18 protein-coding genes are annotated in these 16,984 nt (G+C 52.2%); 6 read left to right on the plus strand and 12 right to left on the minus strand.

Translation table 11 applies throughout. The features are described 5' to 3' along the window. Positions 1-26 precede the first annotated feature (26 nt). From D7024_RS12860 to D7024_RS12880, 4 genes are all read right to left on the minus strand, one after another. Positions 27-245 carry a DUF5320 family protein gene (locus D7024_RS12860; RefSeq protein WP_121452150.1) on the minus strand — a complete coding sequence of 73 codons (219 nt, stop codon included), beginning with the start codon at positions 243-245 and terminating at the stop codon, positions 27-29. A 194-nt stretch (positions 246-439) separates the two neighbouring features. Next, positions 440-655, minus strand: coding sequence for a sulfurtransferase TusA family protein (locus D7024_RS12865; RefSeq protein WP_121452151.1), 216 nt, complete (start codon positions 653-655; stop codon positions 440-442). Next, the gene (gene yedE, locus D7024_RS12870) at positions 639-1,721 is read right to left on the minus strand and encodes a YedE family putative selenium transporter (RefSeq protein ID WP_121452152.1); all 1,083 of its coding nucleotides are present in this window, start codon (positions 1,719-1,721) and stop codon (positions 639-641) included. The genes D7024_RS12865 and yedE overlap by 17 nt, the downstream gene beginning before the upstream one ends. 289 nt (positions 1,722-2,010) lie before the next feature. Then, the gene (locus tag D7024_RS12880; RefSeq protein ID WP_121452154.1) at positions 2,011-3,225 is read right to left on the minus strand and encodes a tungsten cofactor oxidoreductase radical SAM maturase; all 1,215 of its coding nucleotides are present in this window, start codon (positions 3,223-3,225) and stop codon (positions 2,011-2,013) included. A gap of 467 nt (positions 3,226-3,692) precedes the next feature. Here D7024_RS12880 and D7024_RS12885 point away from each other — a divergent pair, with 467 nt between their 5' ends. Next, complete coding sequence (locus D7024_RS12885) at positions 3,693-3,938, plus strand: hypothetical protein (RefSeq protein ID WP_121452155.1); 246 nt, start codon at positions 3,693-3,695, stop codon at positions 3,936-3,938. 597 nt (positions 3,939-4,535) lie between these two features. Continuing rightward, entirely contained in the window at positions 4,536-5,069 is a 534-nt protein-coding gene (locus tag D7024_RS12890; protein ID WP_072869908.1) for a (Fe-S)-binding protein, read from the plus strand. 8 nt (positions 5,070-5,077) lie between these two features. Here the strand turns inward: D7024_RS12890 and D7024_RS12895 are convergent, their stop codons facing one another. From D7024_RS12895 to arsB, 5 genes are all read right to left on the minus strand, one after another. After that, entirely contained in the window at positions 5,078-6,073 is a 996-nt protein-coding gene (locus tag D7024_RS12895; protein WP_072869910.1) for an arsenic resistance protein, read from the minus strand. A gap of 80 nt (positions 6,074-6,153) precedes the next feature. After that, positions 6,154-7,326, minus strand: a complete 1,173-nt coding sequence (locus D7024_RS12900) for a permease (RefSeq protein ID WP_121452156.1) — start codon at positions 7,324-7,326, stop codon at positions 6,154-6,156. Positions 7,327-7,573: 247 nt separating this feature from the next. Continuing rightward, positions 7,574-7,951 (minus strand): putative zinc-binding protein, encoded by a 378-nt coding sequence (locus D7024_RS12905; protein WP_121452157.1) that lies wholly within the window; start codon positions 7,949-7,951, stop codon positions 7,574-7,576. A 14-nt stretch (positions 7,952-7,965) separates the two neighbouring features. Next, positions 7,966-8,208 (minus strand): thioredoxin family protein, encoded by a 243-nt coding sequence (locus D7024_RS12910; RefSeq protein ID WP_121452158.1) that lies wholly within the window; start codon positions 8,206-8,208, stop codon positions 7,966-7,968. A gap of 116 nt (positions 8,209-8,324) precedes the next feature. After that, positions 8,325-9,380 carry an ACR3 family arsenite efflux transporter gene (arsB, locus tag D7024_RS12915; RefSeq protein ID WP_121452585.1) on the minus strand — a complete coding sequence of 352 codons (1,056 nt, stop codon included), beginning with the start codon at positions 9,378-9,380 and terminating at the stop codon, positions 8,325-8,327. A gap of 415 nt (positions 9,381-9,795) precedes the next feature. Between arsB and D7024_RS12920 the strand changes: the two genes are divergently transcribed. The 4 genes from D7024_RS12920 to D7024_RS12935 are packed head-to-tail and all read left to right on the plus strand — an operon-like array spanning position 9,796 to position 14,026. Next, a complete protein-coding gene (locus tag D7024_RS12920; protein WP_121452159.1) occupies positions 9,796-10,938 on the plus strand; it encodes a M20 peptidase aminoacylase family protein in 1,143 nt (380 codons plus the stop codon). Positions 10,939-10,982: 44 nt separating this feature from the next. Next, positions 10,983-11,816: a GNAT family N-acetyltransferase gene (locus tag D7024_RS12925; protein WP_121452160.1), complete on the plus strand. Its 834-nt coding sequence runs from the start codon at positions 10,983-10,985 to the stop codon at positions 11,814-11,816. 3 nt (positions 11,817-11,819) lie between these two features. Next, positions 11,820-12,929 (plus strand): o-succinylbenzoate synthase, encoded by a 1,110-nt coding sequence (gene menC / locus D7024_RS12930; protein WP_121452161.1) that lies wholly within the window; start codon positions 11,820-11,822, stop codon positions 12,927-12,929. Positions 12,930-12,961: 32 nt separating this feature from the next. Then, positions 12,962-14,026 carry a YkvI family membrane protein gene (locus tag D7024_RS12935; RefSeq protein WP_121452162.1) on the plus strand — a complete coding sequence of 355 codons (1,065 nt, stop codon included), beginning with the start codon at positions 12,962-12,964 and terminating at the stop codon, positions 14,024-14,026. 248 nt (positions 14,027-14,274) lie between these two features. Here D7024_RS12935 and D7024_RS12940 read toward each other — a convergent pair whose 3' ends face one another. The 3 genes from D7024_RS12940 to D7024_RS12950 form a co-directional block, all read right to left on the minus strand. Then, positions 14,275-14,502: a heavy-metal-associated domain-containing protein gene (locus D7024_RS12940; protein ID WP_125185655.1), complete on the minus strand. Its 228-nt coding sequence runs from the start codon at positions 14,500-14,502 to the stop codon at positions 14,275-14,277. Positions 14,503-14,624: 122 nt separating this feature from the next. Next, positions 14,625-15,593: a sulfite exporter TauE/SafE family protein gene (locus D7024_RS12945; RefSeq protein ID WP_121452164.1), complete on the minus strand. Its 969-nt coding sequence runs from the start codon at positions 15,591-15,593 to the stop codon at positions 14,625-14,627. Between the two features lie 228 nt (positions 15,594-15,821). Then, positions 15,822-16,958, minus strand: coding sequence for an MFS transporter (locus D7024_RS12950; protein ID WP_121452165.1), 1,137 nt, complete (start codon positions 16,956-16,958; stop codon positions 15,822-15,824). Positions 16,959-16,984: the final 26 nt, after the last annotated feature.

The raw sequence follows: 16,984 nt of genomic DNA on the forward strand, positions 1-16,984 counted from the left end.
ACCAGGCCCCTTCTTCTAATAATCTTCTAACCTTTCAGCCTTTTAATCCTTTCCTCGACCGTCTTAATTTCTTCCTGCAGGTCCTTGAGATAGGCCTCCAGCTGCGCCAGTTCCTCCTGCCTGGTCAGGACGCGCCGGTGAAAGCCGCTCCCGTGGCAGCAGCAACCCCTGCCGTGGCCGGAACCAGAGCCGTGTTGATGGCCATGAGCATGCATCCTGCCGCCATGACCGGTACCGCAACACATATGAATCACCCCCTTATATGCATAATGCCTCTATAGAAATAATACCACCACCGGTGTGTTTTGTAAACACCTTTTCAAAATTTCCTGGCCATTACCTTTAAACCAAAGTCTTTTAAGTTTCCACTAACATTAAAAAGCCCCGTTTCCATAAAACAGGAAGCGGAGCTTAAATAATCCTTGAATTTACCACTGAATTACCTTTTTGTTAAGACCAGTAATATATCTTCACCCTGTTCCTGGACCTCAACCTGCCAGCCCCTGCTTTCAGCCAGCCGGGACACATTCTCCTTGGCCGCGGCGCTGCTGACCAGCACCTTTACGGTACCGCTCCCGAGAGCATCCAGAGCCTGTTTGGTCAGTAAAACCGGCTCGGGACACAACAAGCCCCTGGCGTCAACTTCCTTTACCAATGCTCACACCTCGCTTTACTGCCGCCGGACGGTTTACATAACCTATAATAAACACCGCTATTAACCCCAAAATAACGGCTATCTGGCCGCCTACCGGCACTCCGGTGGGGCTGCCAGCCAGGCCGAAGTTATGCGAAACTGCAGCTCCAAATATGATCCCCATTATGGTCAAGGCGCTGTCGGTATTTCCTTCGGCGGCAGCAACCAGCTGGCGCAGCGGGCACCCGCCCAGAAGCACTGCCGCCCAGCCGGCGAGGGCCATCCCTAGAAAGTTCCAGAGCCCGTCGGTATGAGCGACCGGCTGTCCCGCAAATCCAATTTTAAAAGTACCCACCGCCAGGTTTCCTACCAGGGCGACCACAAATATGGCCACAAAACCGTACAAGAGGTGGGCATCCCGGAACATAATGAAGTCCCTGATTCCGCCGACCATGCACAGCCGGGAACGCTGGGCCAGCACACCAATCACCAGGCCCGCTCCCAGGGCGACCCATACGGGAGCATGCATGGAACCGGGGCCCTTCTCGCTGAAAAATATAAAGGATGGGCGCGCAAGCAAGAGAATGAGCAAAAGGAACATAAATAAAGTAAATATATAGCCGTTACCCTTTTGCTGGGGAACAGCCCGCCCCAGACTGAAACCGGACTTAAGAAACTGGACTCCGATGGCTACCCCTGCTACCAGACCCAGCAACCCCACCCCGGCGTTGAGGTCACCGCCGGCCAGCCTCAGGACGGCACGTACGGGACAGCCCAGGAAAACCAGCATGCCGATCATGGCCAGAAAACCCAGCACAAAGCGGGTAAAAGAACTGGAGCCACCAATGGGCCGGAACTCCCTTGTTACCTGGGATGCAAGGAAGGCCCCCAGTACCAGGCCAATAATTTCAGGCCTTATGTACTGTACCGGGGCAGCCCGGTGTAAACCCAATCCACCGGTGATGTCGCGCAGGAAACAGGCCACACAGTAGCCCATGTTGGCCGGGTTGCCCATGGCCACCAGCACTACCGCCAGTAGACCCAGGGTGCCACCGGCAGCAACAACCAGCACCCTTTTGCCGTTCAAACATTACCACCTCCCGGAAATATTACATTCTTTTATTTTCGATTGTCTCAAAAATTCCTTTATCACACGCATTTAATTTTTAAATACATCAATTTTATGTAAAAAAGTTTGCTTATAATTGTGCTGATATGGCATCCTTATTGTTTTATTCACACTCTATGGGAATGGGGCATAAACAAAAAACGCCCGGTCTGTGATTTGACCGGGGCGCCCATTTGCCTCACCGGCGTAGCGGTAGTCATGTACCCACCCAGGGGGTGCTTTTCAAAATAAGAAAGAGCGCCGTATTTCAAGGACAGGCAACTATTTGCCTGGACCACAGGCATTCGGCACAGGACGGGCTGTTGCCCCAGCAATCCATCTCATTGTCGTCGGCCATGGTACAACCCTCCAGAAACTTGCAGTCCGTGCAGGATGGGAACCTGAAGTTTTTTACAGCTACCCTGAAGTTGATGTAAGCCGGGTCGGTCCAGATTTCATCCAGGTATTTTTCCTTTACATCACCCAGGTAGAAAGGACGAATTTCCTTAGCCCGGCCGTAGATAAAGCAGCGGTACGAATGCATCAAAGCATAACAAGGAGAAACAAATCCCCTGTGGTTGATCACCATGGCCCTGTCCTCAACAAATTTGCAATACCGGTCGGTACGCAACTTCATGTAAGGAAGCTGGGCCTGGACCATCAGCAATAACGACTGGTAGTCAAAAGGGATCTCCGTATCTTCCATATCGTAAAGAATTTGTTCCTTCATTGCCTCGTGGTAGGGCAATACATTGGTAACAATCATCCGGCGCGCCTTTAGTTTTAAAACAAGCTCACCCAACCGGGGTAATTTATGATAGTTGTCTTTTGTAGCCACAAACTCTATACCAAGTTCCGGAAACCCCACACCCCTTTGTCCTTTTATCTCTTGTAGCAAACGGATACTCCCCATAACACCGTGAAAGTCAGCCCCCTGCCTGATCCGGCAGTATTCTTCCTCATCCGGCCCGTCCAGCGAGACGAAGAGCATGTCCAGTTTGATATCGATCAACTTATTGATTACATCTGCATTTAATAATGAACCATTGGTTATCACCTCGACCCTGTACCCCCGCGACTTGACCAGCTCCAGCATGTCCAGCAGGCGGGGGTGGCTGAAGGGCTCGCCGAAGCCGCCGAAATGCACGCACTCCAGTCCGGGTAGACGGGGGAGGCTGTCCAGAATGCGCTCAAATACGGGCCACTCCATATGGGCAAGGGGGTCTTCCCAGGAATTTCTGATGCAGGTGGTGCAGGCGAAATTACACACTGTAGTTGGCTCAACATATAATTTTTTAACATTCGGAACCCGGGGAAGGATTAAAAAACCATCTTCCGTTCTGACACAGAGGGCATCCACCCAACCCGATTCCCCCGCATACCGGGTGAAATCAAAAGGCAACGTTGTATTCCCATCCCGGGTAATAACAATGGGCTTTCCCATTTTAAAGTTATTGACGGAAATGGGTCTCTGGGGGGACATATAACAAACCTCCTGTCCTAATTTTATATGGTTTTATGTATCAAAACAGAACAATTGTTGCATTTTGGCGCATACCCCAGACCGTGTTTGCACAATAACGTCTATACTTTTCGCAATTTGCTTGCCAGCAAAACAGCTGGCAGCAACGCACTGCCCCACAGAAAGTCCGAAATCCACCGCCTGGCACACGCTTCGTGTCAGATATGCAACCAGCCTGAACCGAACCCTTTCATGCGCGGTTAATTAATTTTCGCATTTACCCCAAAACAATAATATATGAATTTACTGATATATAATACCACAGACAGTACGCTACCAACAATACTTGAAGGTAAACATAGTTTGAAGCAAGCACCCTTGAAAATGAGTTTTGAGGATATATTGACAATGTCTTATTAGTCTATTACTATATAGTTATGAATAACATTAGCTTATTTTATTGCTATATACCTTGGGGAGGGTTTTCCATGGGCAGAGGGTGTTGCGACCCCGGGGCTCCCAGGCCGCAAAAGCTACTGGTGGACGACGGCGAGGTAGGCGTACTCGGTCTGGATGAGATCCTGGAAGAGGTTTCCCAGCTTTTGGTGACAGATGAGGAAGAACTGGCGGCTGAATTGTTGTCCCGTTTTAAGGCAAGAAATTACGTGCCGCCCTCCGCGGAGAAAAAATACGCGGCCGCCCTGGTTGCCGAGTACAAGAAACGTTATGGTTAGCCGATATAGCAGAAAGAAAATGCCCGGGCTCCATTCAGGTAAAAAGGACCCGGGCATTTAGACCCATTAAATGTTCACTCAATTCTGAAGCCTATTTAAAAAAGCGCAGCGGTAAAAAGTCAAGTACTTTTTGAAGGGAAATTGGAAAAAATTTTTGGGGTTAAGTCGTAAAAAGGCAACAACAAACCAGGCCCAGAAGCTGACAATATCTGGGCATTATCTGCAGTGGTCACACTTAAAGGAGGCGATCAATCACCCCTTTTCCTGGGCGTATAAAGCTGGTTTGAGCGCAGCAAAGCAAAAACCAGCCGGACCAGTTTTCTGGCGGTAAGGACGAGTGCTCTCTTGGGCATCACCACCATATTCGAGGTACTGTTGGCCAACTGCTATCAATACCCATTCCACGATACAGTAATCGCGCAATTTACCGGTACCAGTACTGTACTCGCTGTGGAATCAGGCATTGATTTTGTTGGCCTCGGTACCCGTAATATGGGAACCGGTTCCCAACAATCCGGTCAACCCATATTATTCCTAAACTGGAATCTGGGGTTGTCCGGTGGTTCTAATACTATGATACGAGGAGGTTGAGGAGGTATGTTTAAAAAATACAGCTTAAAATTGGTGCGGCCCCAGTGCCACCCCTCCCGGCTGCGGGTAAATGCAATTGTGGAACTGGATGTAGATATCCGGGAAATATTTCCGTATCTCAACGCGGAACTGGGCAACTGCTTTTACCACCCGGAAGCACCATTCTTGCGTTTTGCCCAGGGGGGGAAAGTCTTCACTCTCCACCCCTCCCACTTTACCATAAACGGTCTGGAGGATGAAGAGCAAGCCCACCGCATGGTGGAGTTCATCCGGAAGCTGCTGGAAGACACATGGGCAAGGCGCAGGGAAATTGTCCCCAGTTTTCGCCGCGGCACTGAATTGAAGGTACTTGACGTATACAAGCTGCTGCCCCGCACCAACTGCGGGAATTGCGGAGAAAAAAACTGCATGGCATTTGCAGCGGGGCTGATCAAACAGGAATTCACCCTGGCCGATTGCACCCCGCTTCAAGAACCCGCGCAGGACGCAGCGCGGGAAAAGCTCACCCGGCTGCTTCAAGACGCAGGTTATCCTGTCTAAGTAGGCTGCTACTTCATGACCGCCCCCGGCTCGGGTACCACTTTGACCCAGTACTTCTGCAGGTAAGGGGACAGCCTGAAAAATCCCGCCATGAAGAGCACCTGGATGAGCGGCTTGACGGCGATGATCATAACCGTCAATGGCGAGAAAAACACCACGGCCAGGGCCAGGGCGATGGAAATGTTTTTACCGCTGACCCCGTAGGCCAGGGCCACCATATCCGGGTAACCGGTACGGGTCAACCGGGCGTACAGGATGGAAATGCCGAATAAAAGCGTATAAAATATCACCAGCGGCAGGGCGATTACACCCAGGTATTGCGGATTGCGTACCAGAGTTACGGATTCGGACATCATGGAGATAAAGAATACCAGGTACATGCCCAGGGCCGAGACGGCAGGGAAAACGGGCTTATAATCGGCAAATTTCTTCTGTCCCCATTTTTTCACCAGCCACACCCTGGTCAGGTTACCCAGGACCAGGGGAACAACAATAGTATAAAAAATCGTTTGCAGCATTTTCCAGGCATCTACGGGAACGTATTTGCCGGCCAGGGCACTCATCCACAGCGGTATTAACACAATGCCGGCCAGCAAACTGGTTACCGTGATCACCAGCGTCATAGGTGCATTTCCTTTGGCCATTGCCGTCCACGCCACGATCATACCCGCACAGGGAACCACTCCGGTAAGGATAAGCCCTACTGCAAAGTCCGGGTAACCGGATAAAAACATCCTGGCCAGGAGCGCCGCTAGCAGGGGGGATATGAGGTAATTAAAGACCATCACCACCGTCATGAACCCCACCCGCCTGGCCGCTCCAACCACTTCGCCGATTTTAATTCCCACCATCATGGGGTACAGCATAATGAACAGCGCTACCGGGTAGAATACCTGCAGCCGCTTGCCGGTATCGGGCAGCAGGTAGCCCAGCAGCAGCCCCAGGGCAATTACCGCCATCAAAAGCTGGATCATGTGTTTATTAATAAATTGTGCCACTCGCACGCGATTTCCCTCCAGCTATACCAGAATCTCAAGTTAGATGCTGCACTGTCCGTTTAGGGCCAGCAGCCCCGGCTGGGTTCCTACCCCCAGATGGCCCCGTAAATCATCCCAGCAATGGTGGACATAATCACAACCAGTGAAATATAGACGGCGGCCTTTTTGGTTCCCATTATCTGCCTGATCACAATCATGTTCGGCAGGCTTAAGGCCGGCCCGGCCAGAAGCAGCGCCAGCGCCGGGCCCTTGCCCATCCCGCTGCCGAGCAATCCCTGCAGGATGGGAACTTCCGTTAAGGTAGCAAAGTACATCAGGGACCCGACTATGGAAGCAAGGAAGTTGGCACCGAGGGAGTTCCCCCCCACCAGAGCCGAAATATATTTGGCCGGGATGATCCCCGTATCGGCCCCGGGCCTGCCCATGAGAAAGCCGGCCACCAGCACGCCGCCCAGCAGGAGCGGGAAGATCTGCTTGGCAAAGCCCCAGGTGGATTCCACCCAGCCAGCCAGCTCGTCTTTAGTAAACCAGAGCTTCAATATTACCGCCAGCACGACCAGGAAGAAAACGGTGAGGTACCAGTGCACCTGGTAGACGGCACTGAAGAAACCCACCGGCTGGGCCGGCTTGCCCCAGGCCGCAAAGATCAGGATCAGTACCATGGTCAGGAAGTAAACGCCGTACTGCCACAAGGACCTCCTGTCTTCCGGAGGAGGCGGCAAAGTAAGGGCGGCCTCTTCCCTGGCCTTTTCCTCCTTGATAAAGATCAGGTGCATGAGCAGGCCGATGATAATGGAAAAGACAACCGCACCCACCGCCCGGGCCACTCCCAGATCGAAGCCCAGCACACGGGCAGTAAGAATAATAGCCAGAACATTAATGGCCGGGCCGGAATAGAGAAATGCCGTGGCCGGGCCGATGCCGGCACCGCGGGTGTAGATCCCCGCAAAAAGCGGCAACACCGTGCAGGAACATACCGCCAGTACGGTACCCGACACCGAGGCAACACCGTAGGATAAAATTTTATTTGCCCCTGCCCCGAAGTATTTTAAGACCGAAGCCTGGGAAACAAACACCGCAATGGCCCCGGCGATAAAAAAGGCCGGCACCAGGCAGGTCAAAACGTGCTTCTGGGCGTAGTCCTGGAGCATGAAAAAAGCTTCCAGGATGGCCGACTGCACCCGCGGGTTGTGCAGCGGAATGTAAAAAGCCGCCAGGAAAATAGCAACCATTAAAAGGAATTTGTCGCGTTCTTTCATTGCCAGCACCCCTTTCATCTTTTCAAATTACAACAAAGTTACATAGCTCATTACATGCTTTTCATCCCGGACTAATTGAAACTGTGAACCCGCCTAAGTTAAGTATATTAGATTATTATAATATTGTCAATCGCTTTATGCAGCGTTCGAGAACCAAAACAGGGTGGGTTGGAAAGTGGGGATAACTCAATATCCAGGCAGAAAAAAAGCGGGGAGTGCTTCTCCCGCGCTTTTTCGTGTCTGTGATTTACAGATTACACTGCAGGCGTCTCTTCACTTCCGCACAAACTTTCTCGATGTCATTTCTTTCGAGGTCGAAATTATGGGTCTTCTTGATATCCAGCCCGGTAACGACTATATAATCGGTAACCGGCAGATTTACATGCTCAAAAATTTTTTTGGCGCAGGCCGTCGGGCAACCGTCAATGACCACCAGCCGGTTTCCCTTTGAAGATTCAATGAAGCTATCCACATGACCGCCCACCCCGGCCAGGCAAAAGAGTTTTCCCACCCCCTCCTTAGTGAGCTCTACGGCTGCCTGGTTGGCTATTTGACCGACATTGGAACCGCCGGAACATGGAAATATGAGCACCGGTGCCGCCGTACACGTACAGGTATCGGCCATCCCCCAAATCCCCCCTATTGTTTCTCTTCCTCGATGTAACGCTTGATGTCTTCTTTTCCGGGCACCTTGCCGAACACCTTGAGCTTGCCGTTAACCATCAGGCCCGGGGTTAGCATGACCCCTGCCTGCACGATCTCATCCAACTTTTCCACCTTCTTAACGTCGGCGCTCAAGCCCATTTCGCTGACCACTTCAGTCACCGCCTTATGCAGCGCCTTGCATTTTGGGCAGCCGGGCCCGAAAATCTTGATTTCCATAACAATCTGCACCTCCATGATTTATAGGTATATTGCCGGCATTGATTATGCCAGAATAGCTATCCCGCGGAACGGAACCTGCCAAAAGCCGGTCACATTTGAAAAACTGGCTGGCTTTAGCGCAATTCGTGCGCGAAATACTTGCGCCTGAAGGCCAGGGCCACGTTGACCAGGCCAATCAGCACGGGAACCTCCACCAGGGGGCCGATGACGGTGGCAAAGGCCTGGCCGGAGTTGATGCCGAAGACCGCCACGGCCACGGCGATGGCCAGCTCGAAGTCGTTGCTGGCAGCGGTAAAGGCAAGGGTGGTGGTTGTTGGATAATCCGCTCCAATCAACCTGCCCAGGTAAAAGGTGACCAGCCACATAAACACAAAATATATGGTCAGGGGGATAACCACCCGGATTACATCAATGGGCAGGGTTACTATTACTTCACCCTTCAAGGAGAACATCACCAGAATGGTAAACAAAAGGGCAACCGGAGTAATCATCCTGATCCGGGGAATAAAATTCTGCTCGTACCAGTCCCGCCCCTTCGATCCGACCATGGCGGTACGGGTAATAATGGCCGCAATAAAAGGAATCCCCAGGTAAATAAAAACACTTTTGGCTATTTCAGCCATGGAAACATTTACTAAAACGCTGGAAAGGCCCAGCCAGGCAGGAATTACCGTAAGGAATATATAAGCGTAAATAGAATAGGTAAGCACCTGGAAAATGGCGTTGAAGGCCACCAGCCCGGCGGCGTATTCGGGACTGCCCTCGGCCAGGTCGTTCCAGACCAGAACCATGGCTATACAACGGGCCAGCCCTACCAGGATAACACCGGCCATCAGATCGGGCTTATCGCGCAACAGTAATATGGCCAGGGAGAACATAACTACCGGGCCGACAATCCAGTTCATGATCAGGGACAGGGTTAATATCTTTTTATTGCTGAAGACAGCGGGAAGCTCTTCGTAGCGTACTTTAGCCAGGGGTGGATACATCATCAGGATGAGGCCAATGGCAATGGGTATATTGGTCGTACCCACCTGAAACCTGCCCCAAAAGTTGGCGATTTGCGGGTATATGTAGCCACCCAGCACTCCAGCAGCCATGGCCAGGAAAATCCAGACGGTTAAATAACGGTCAAAGAATGAAAGTCTACGTGTCACTGACTCTGCCATATTATTGCCCTCCTGTTTTTTTATTTCTGTTGTTCCTGGCTCTTTATAATTCCCTTTGTACAGAACCGGAAAAACTTTTCGCGGCACCTTTCTTAAACGGCCGGCTGGCAGGCCGATACTGCACAAATAGTCAACCACCTCCTTCACGCCCGTACCTCCGGGTTCCCTTAATATTCGTTTATTATTATATTCTTCTTTATTGAAAAAGACAAGGCATTTTACCCGGTCAAAGTATTTCTCGATGTCCAGGTCCACGGCCCATTTGTATCCTTCTTCCACGTATGGACACAGTCCCGATTGCTTTGATGGGTAATCCCTATTGCCTTTACAGCCGCCTGACACTATAATGAATCAGAAGCTCCTTTTCTTTAATACAAATGAAGCATACACTACAAAAGTGTTGGAGGTAAAAATTATGGCCTCCTTTCGGGAGTTTAATTTTCACCGGGAAAAATGGAGCCCTTACTTAATGGATGTTTTTAACTGCCTGCACAACATGCCCGAGCCTGGCTGGCAGGAAATAATGACCACCAGTTTTTTGAAAGATAATTTGGAAAGACTGGGTTACGAAACAATTACTTACCACGATTGTACCGGCGTGCTCGGCGTACGGGGAAATGGATCTTTTACCGTAGCTTTACGGGCGGATATGGATGCACTCTGCCACCAGACAGACACGGGGCAACGGATGATCCACTCCTGTGGCCACGACGCCCACATGGCCATGGTGCTCACTGCCGCTGCAGCCCTGATGGAACTGCCGTTACCTGCCGGGACCAGGGTGAAAATAATTTTCCAGCCGGCTGAAGAAAAGGGCGAAGGTGCCCTGCGCCTGGTAGAGAAAGGGGCCGTAGATGATGTGTCCTTTCTATTCGGAGTGCATCTCAGGCCAGGACAGGAATTACCGGGTGGACAGGCTTCGCCGGCTATCCTGAATGGAGCGGCCTATCTTATTAACGGTGAGATTCAAGGGGTAAGTGCACATGGTGCCCGCCCCCACCTGGGAGTTAACGTAATCGAAGTGGCCGCGGCGCTGGTACAAATGCTGCACGCCCTGCGCTGGGACCCGCTGCAGCCGGCTTCGATAAAAATGACCCGTATCAACGCAGGTACGGAAGCCGGGAACATCATCCCCGATCGGGCTATATTTACCCTGGATTTACGGGCACAAACCAACCAGCAGCTGAAAGAGCTGGTGCAAAAAGTGGAAAGCGTGGCTTCTAATGTGGCTGCAGCCTATGGTGCGGTAATTACGCTTACCCGGGGAATAGATATGCCGGCCGCAGAAGTGAGCAAAGAAGCCCGGGACATCATGGCCCGGGCCATTACCGACACCGTCGGCCCGGAAAATCTGGCCCCGCCCATCCTTACGCCGGGGGCCGAAGACTTTCACTTTTATACTCGTTTACGCCCGCATATTAAGGCCACCATGCTCGGGCTGGGATGTGACCTTTATCCCGGGCTGCATCACCCCGGGATGCAATTCGAACGGGCTTACCTGCTGGACGGCGCGGAAATCCTCGCCCGGGCAGTCTGGTACGCCTGCACTGAAACCTGATGGTTTATGCGATATGATTTAAGGACGTAAAAGGAGGAACCTCTATGCAGGAAGACATCGTGCTCCGGCATTTAAAAACCATACCGGAAATGCGAAGTATGCAGGAAGTAGAACAATCGGTCTGGAAAATGGAATCACCCGTTCCCATCCATCAAACACTGACGGTAGCCAAAAACGGCGGCATCTTGATCGGAGCCTTTCATGGAGAGGAAATGGTGGGTATGCTTTACAGCTTCCCCGGCTTTTTAAATGGTCAGGTTTATCTTTGCTCTCACATGATGGGCATTAAAAGCGGCTGGCGTCACCTGGGTATAGGTGAACGGTTGAAGAGGGCGCAGGCAGAAGCGGCCCTGGCCCACGGTTACCGGCTGATAACCTGGACTTACGATCCACTGGAAACGGCTAACGGTTATCTTAACGTAGGCAAGCTGGGAGTAATATGCTCCACTTATATCGAAAATTGTTATGGAGATATGCCTGACCAGTTGAATCAGGGGTTGCCATCCGACCGCTTTCAGGTGGAATGGTGGATAGATCAGGACAGGCCACCTTTACCACAAGGAGACGAACAAGACCTCCTTCGCTGGCAGTTAACAGCCGGCGGGCTGCCCCAACCCGTACAGGTGGTTGATAACATTCCGGATGCGCAGATCCTGAGCGTGGCCGTACCGGCCCATTTCCAGGACATTAAACAAAAAGACATGGAACTGGCTAAAGCATGGCGGCAAGCCACCCGGCAGGTGTTTACCCGCAGTTTTGCCGCTGGCTGGGCAGTAGCCGGTTTCCGCTGTCACCGGGGAGAACCGGTGCACGAATACCTGCTTGTGCAGCGCCGCCTTTTATCATTACCCCAGGCACCCTGGCAGAAAGGAGAATGAACTATGCAGCTACATTCCATCACCTTACGAGCCATGTCCATGCGCATGAAATCACCCTTTACTACAAGTTTCGGTACCCAATGGGACAAGCACTTCATTCTGGTCGAAGTGCGGGACAAGGATGGCCGTAGCGGTTGGGGCGAATCTGTGGCCATGAAAGAACCTTTCTACAATGAAGAAACTGTGGGAACCAACTGGTTAATCATGAAAGAATTCCTTATCCCCCTCCTGTGGCAAAAACCTGTTAGCCATCCACAGGAAGTGTCATCTATTTTCAGCCACATCCGCCGCAATAATATGGCTAAATCGGCACTGGAAGGTGCATTATGGGATCTTTACGCCAAGCAGCAGAACCTCCCCTTGTACCGGGTTTTAGGTGGAGAACGCACGGAAATACAAGTGGGCATTAGTATTGGTGTTCAGGATTCTGTATCTAAATTGTTATCGCTCATTGAGAGGTACGTGACCGAAGGATACCGGCGGATCAAGATTAAAATCAAGCCGGGCTGGGACCTGGATGTAGTTGCCGCCGTGCGCAACCGCTTCCCGGATATCAGCCTGATGGTCGACGCTAACTCTGCCTATACCCTTGATGACATCGACCATCTGGCCGAACTGGATCAGTTTAACCTGATGATGATTGAGCAGCCCCTGGCCCACGACGACATTATCGACCACGCTGCTTTGCAGAAAAAACTGCGCACACCTATTTGCCTGGATGAAAGCATCCATTCCCTGGAAGATGCCCGCAAGGCCGTGGCATTGGGCAGCTGCCGCATTATTAACATTAAAATCGGGCGGGTGGGCGGCCTGGCCGAGGCCCGCAAAATACATGATTTCTGCCTGCAGAAGGGTCTACCCGTTTGGTGTGGCGGCATGCTTGAATCCGGTATCGGCCGTGCCCATAACGTAGCCATTACGACCCTGCCCGGATTCACCCTGCCGGGAGATACAGCCGCTTCCAGCCGCTACTGGGAGAAGGATTTGATAGAACCGGAGGTTACTGTAGAAAACGGCCTGATCCGGGTACCGGAGCGACCGGGTCTGGGTTATGAGCCGGTGCGGGAACGTATTGATGAATTCACCATGTACAGCGAGACTTTTCGCCCATAGAGTACTGGAAAAATGCAAGAGGAGGCACCTTAATGAAAAAAGCGCTATCTATTGCCGGAGCATATATAGGTATTGTAGTAGGAGCAGGCTTTGTCTCGGGTCAGGAGATCTTACAATTTTTTACCTGGTTTGGCTGGTGGGGAATTCTGGGCGGTTTAATTGCCACCTTTCTTTTCTGCTTTTACGGTGTACAACTGCTGGAACTGGGGCAGGAGATGCAGGCCACTTCTCACAAGGACAGCATTTACCGCATTTGCGGCCCGTGGGTAGGTGCAGTGGTTGACTGGACGGTTACCTTCTTTCTCTTTGGAGTTGCTGCAGTCATGCTGGCTGGAGCAGGGGCATTATTTAACCAGCAATTCGGCCTGCCCACTATTTACGGTAGCCTGGGAATGTTAGCCATTGTTTTGCTCACCTTGCTTATGCGTATAGACCGTATTATTGCTATCATTAGCCTGGTTACTCCTTTTCTAATGTTGATAATAATCATTATCACCGTCTATTCCCTGGTTACTGAGGGTATGAACTTGCATACAGTGGGTCAGTACGCCCGGCCGGCCAATGCTGCCGCACCGAACTGGATTATCGGTGCCATCCTCTATGTCTCGTATAACCTGGCTGCGACGGCACCAATGCTGATTACCATAGGCGGTGCCATGAAGGATCACCGGCTAAACCGCATTGGCGGCATCCTGGGGGGACTGGGCCTGGGGACACTCATTCTCCTGATCGGGTTGTCCATGATGACTATTCTCAACCGGGTGGAGGGAATTCCCATGCCCACCATCTTCCTGGCCAACAAAATTACGCCCTGGCTAGCCGTAGCCATGTCGGTGATCATACTGGGCATGATTTACAACACTGCCGTTGGCATGCTGTACGCTTTTGCCGCCCGTCTCGTACAACCGGGAACACCGGCGTTTTATCCGGTAGTGCTGGCCAGCGGTATACTGGCTCTGGTTTCCAGTTTCTTTGGTTTTATCAAACTGGTTGGTACAGTCTACCCCGCCATGGGTTACCTGGGTTTTCTCATGATGGGCGCCATTTTACTCAGCTGGCTGCGGAACCGCACCAGGCGAAAACTGGATCAGTGTTAGTTAAAGAAACCCACTAACCATAGTTCAATAACGATAACGGTTATATGGTAATGAGTTGTTGGGTTTTAGATTCCGTGATTTTATTCGGGAATCTAAAACCCAACACCCTACAAGTCCCCGGAAATGGCTTCCTGCTCTCCCGGCCCTGGTCAACTCCCCCGCCCCGCCCATGCCCGGAAGCAGCAGTAAAAAAGCCAGCCCGAAACCTGGCTGGCATGGTTACACTTTTCACGGGCAGGCTTCACGTTTTAACTGTTAAAAAACCGCTTCACTGTATACCCCGCTTCCATCACCGCGTTGATCAGTTCATCCTGTAGAGTTTCATCGGGATCAAATATCACCACCGCGGTGCCGGCTGTACCATCCACGCAAACCCAGCTGACACCGTTGATGTTTTCCAGTACTCTTTTCACTTCCATTCTATCATCCTCAGAACGGATTCCCTCGATGCGCAGGATCAAATTCTCACTGCCCACCACCACTATCCCCCTTTAAGATTGCAGCCGAAGAGTACTTAAAAACGGGCCAGGCCCATCCATTTCTGAGCTCATGTTAACATGACGGCTTCTACTTTTCAATGAAAAATGGGCGACATTTTCTAAATGAAATACTGCAGTATGTAACTCACTGCCAGGAAGGTGACCAGAGAACCCAGGATTCCCCGGATCAACCGGTCGGGCAGGTATTTTTGGAGGTAAGCCCCAAAATAGGTGCCCAGAAAGCCGCCCACGCCAAAGAGCGCCCCCAAAAGCCAGTCGGGTGACACGCCGGCCTGTGCTCCAACTGTGGTAAGGGACAGGAGGTGGTAAATGATAACTCCGGCAATGGAGGTGAGAAAAGTGCCGGCCAGTGCGGCCCCCGCTACGGTATAAACGGGCAGGCCGAGAACGGAGACCACAAAGGGAGCAATGATGGCCCCCCCACCGATGCCGTAGATACCGCCGATCAAACCGACCACCAGGGCCAGGGTAAAAACAACCGGAGTGCTGAAGGAAAAGGTTTCCCCCCAGAAATCATATTCAATTTTGCGCAGGGATACCGAGCGGGTTTTGACCACCGCCTCCGGGGGCAGGCCCGCAGCAATGCGTCCTGCCGATTCGCCTTTGATCTGCTGCACCCGCTCGCGGAACTTCTTTTCCAGGTTCTGGGTCTTTTCTTTGCTCTTCAGGTAACGGCCGGTGGTTTCGTATAACAACCGCACGCCCAGGTAGAGCAAAACCAGGCCCACAAAGAGTTTAAAGGCCTTCGGGTCGGGCAGGTACCGGATGCGGATCCAGGCGCCCACGAAAACTCCCGGCAGTGTAGCGATAACCACCACCCAGGTCAGGGGCCAGGCCATGCGCCCCTCCCTTATGTAACGGGCCAGCCCCCCGGGGATGGCCACAATGTTGTAGATCAGGTTGGTGGGACTGACGGCTGGAGTGGTAAACCCCAGCACGCTCACCATAAAAGGCAGGAGCAAAAAGGCTCCGGACACGCCGGCCGACGCCGTAACGGAAGAAACCAGAAAGGACACCAGTGGAGGGACGAGGGGGAAGACATCTACTCCGGACACGGGGAAATGCATAAGAAAACCTCCTTATTATAGATTCCACCATCGTAATTCAGGGTGGCACATTCTCGCGAGCAGGCCTGTACTCCATCTCAACGGACAACTGCAGGCAGCTTCCCTTAAAACCTGTGTTCATTCACCAATAGGCCTGCGCAAAAGCCCCGGCATGAAGGAGTGCGAAAGGGAGCTCGTGACATTATTCACACACACCTCCATATTACTGGATAATCACGGGCGGGGCAATCACGCCGAATGCCCGGGTACTTCCCGGGCCGCGGGCACGGCCACCAGAAGGCCGGCCACCCCCAGCCCGGCGGCGAAAAGCATCACCCCCCGGTATCCCCACAGCTCGGCAATCAACCCGCCCAGGAAGGGGCCCACGGCGCCGCAGAGGTTTAAAGTAGACTGGAAAATGCCGCTGGCGGTACCCCTTTCTTCCCCGCTCCGCAGGACAATAAGCAGGGCGCCCACATAAAGGCAGGACCAGGCCACCCCCAGGAGGGCCTGCACCGCAAACAGGGCCGGCCGCGCAGTGACAAAGGCATAGGCCGTAAAGACTCCGATGGAGAGTAATTGACCAAAGGCAAATACTTTATTTTCGTTAAACCGTTCTAAAAAGCGCATGACTATAAACTGCACGGTAAAATTAGTTCCCCAAAGAAGGCCTATCCAAAACCTGTTTATGCCCAGGGAAGAGAAGTACAGAGGCAGGATGATCCAGACAGCCGTAGCCCCCAGGTGGCGCAAGAATACGGCCAAGTAGATCTGGAAATTCCGGCGCACCACCAGCCAGAGTTTGGGCTGAATCCTCCTCCTTTTAACAGCTGCTTCGTGGAAGGTAAAGGAAAGGATAAATGCGGCCAGGCAGCAAATAAAACTGGTGATAAAGAGCAGGTGGAATTCCTTCAACAGCGCCGCCCCCAGAGCGCCGAAGATCCAGCCCAGGGAGCCGTAAGAGCTATATTTGCCCATATCGGCGCCGGACTCAAAGGCGTAAGCAATCAAGGCCGCGGTGGCTATTCCCAGGGACAGGCCCACGGCCGAACGCACCACGATCAGAACGAAAAGATTTTGAACCAACAACTGGGCGGCAAAGGCCATACCGCTGGCGGCTAACCCCAGGCGCACAAATAAAAGCCTTCCCAAAGAGTCGGACTTCCAGCCGCAAATCAGGGAAGAAAAGAGAAAGGCCGCCCCGTAAGATGCCCCCACCACGCCGATTTGCCAGTCCCTCGCCCCCAGCTGGGCTCCCAGCAGGGGGATGAAGATAAGGGAGCCCTGCACGGCAAAGTTGAGCAAAAAATTAACCAGGCTGATGAACAGGATATGGGGCGTCCTTTGAATGGCTATATTTGTTTCAGGTTCCGGGTATGTACCCAAAAAGCATGCCTTCTTTCTGAGATGAA

The organism is Desulfofundulus salinus (assembly GCF_003627965.1).
GTDB classification, from domain to species: Bacteria; Bacillota; Desulfotomaculia; order Desulfotomaculales; family Desulfovirgulaceae; genus Desulfofundulus; species Desulfofundulus salinus.

Bases quoted from the DNA above. Each gene is read 5' to 3' on its own strand.
- D7024_RS12880 (WP_121452154.1), bottom strand. From the start codon at position 3,225: ATGTCCCCCCAGAGACCCATTTCCGTCAATAACTTTAAAATGGGAAAG.
- D7024_RS12910 (WP_121452158.1), bottom strand. From the start codon at position 8,208: ATGGAAATCAAGATTTTCGGGCCCGGCTGCCCAAAATGCAAGGCGCTG.
- D7024_RS12925 (WP_121452160.1), top strand. From the start codon at position 10,983: ATGCAGGAAGACATCGTGCTCCGGCATTTAAAAACCATACCGGAAATG.
- D7024_RS12945 (WP_121452164.1), bottom strand. From the start codon at position 15,593: ATGCATTTCCCCGTGTCCGGAGTAGATGTCTTCCCCCTCGTCCCTCCA.
- D7024_RS12890 (WP_072869908.1), top strand. From the start codon at position 4,536: ATGTTTAAAAAATACAGCTTAAAATTGGTGCGGCCCCAGTGCCACCCC.
- D7024_RS12920 (WP_121452159.1), top strand. From the start codon at position 9,796: ATGGCCTCCTTTCGGGAGTTTAATTTTCACCGGGAAAAATGGAGCCCT.
- D7024_RS12900 (WP_121452156.1), bottom strand. From the start codon at position 7,326: ATGAAAGAACGCGACAAATTCCTTTTAATGGTTGCTATTTTCCTGGCG.
- D7024_RS12905 (WP_121452157.1), bottom strand. From the start codon at position 7,951: ATGGCCGATACCTGTACGTGTACGGCGGCACCGGTGCTCATATTTCCA.
- D7024_RS12885 (WP_121452155.1), top strand. From the start codon at position 3,693: ATGGGCAGAGGGTGTTGCGACCCCGGGGCTCCCAGGCCGCAAAAGCTA.
- D7024_RS12935 (WP_121452162.1), top strand. From the start codon at position 12,962: ATGAAAAAAGCGCTATCTATTGCCGGAGCATATATAGGTATTGTAGTA.
- D7024_RS12860 (WP_121452150.1), bottom strand. From the start codon at position 245: ATGTGTTGCGGTACCGGTCATGGCGGCAGGATGCATGCTCATGGCCAT.
- arsB (WP_121452585.1), bottom strand. From the start codon at position 9,380: ATGGCAGAGTCAGTGACACGTAGACTTTCATTCTTTGACCGTTATTTA.
- menC (WP_121452161.1), top strand. From the start codon at position 11,820: ATGCAGCTACATTCCATCACCTTACGAGCCATGTCCATGCGCATGAAA.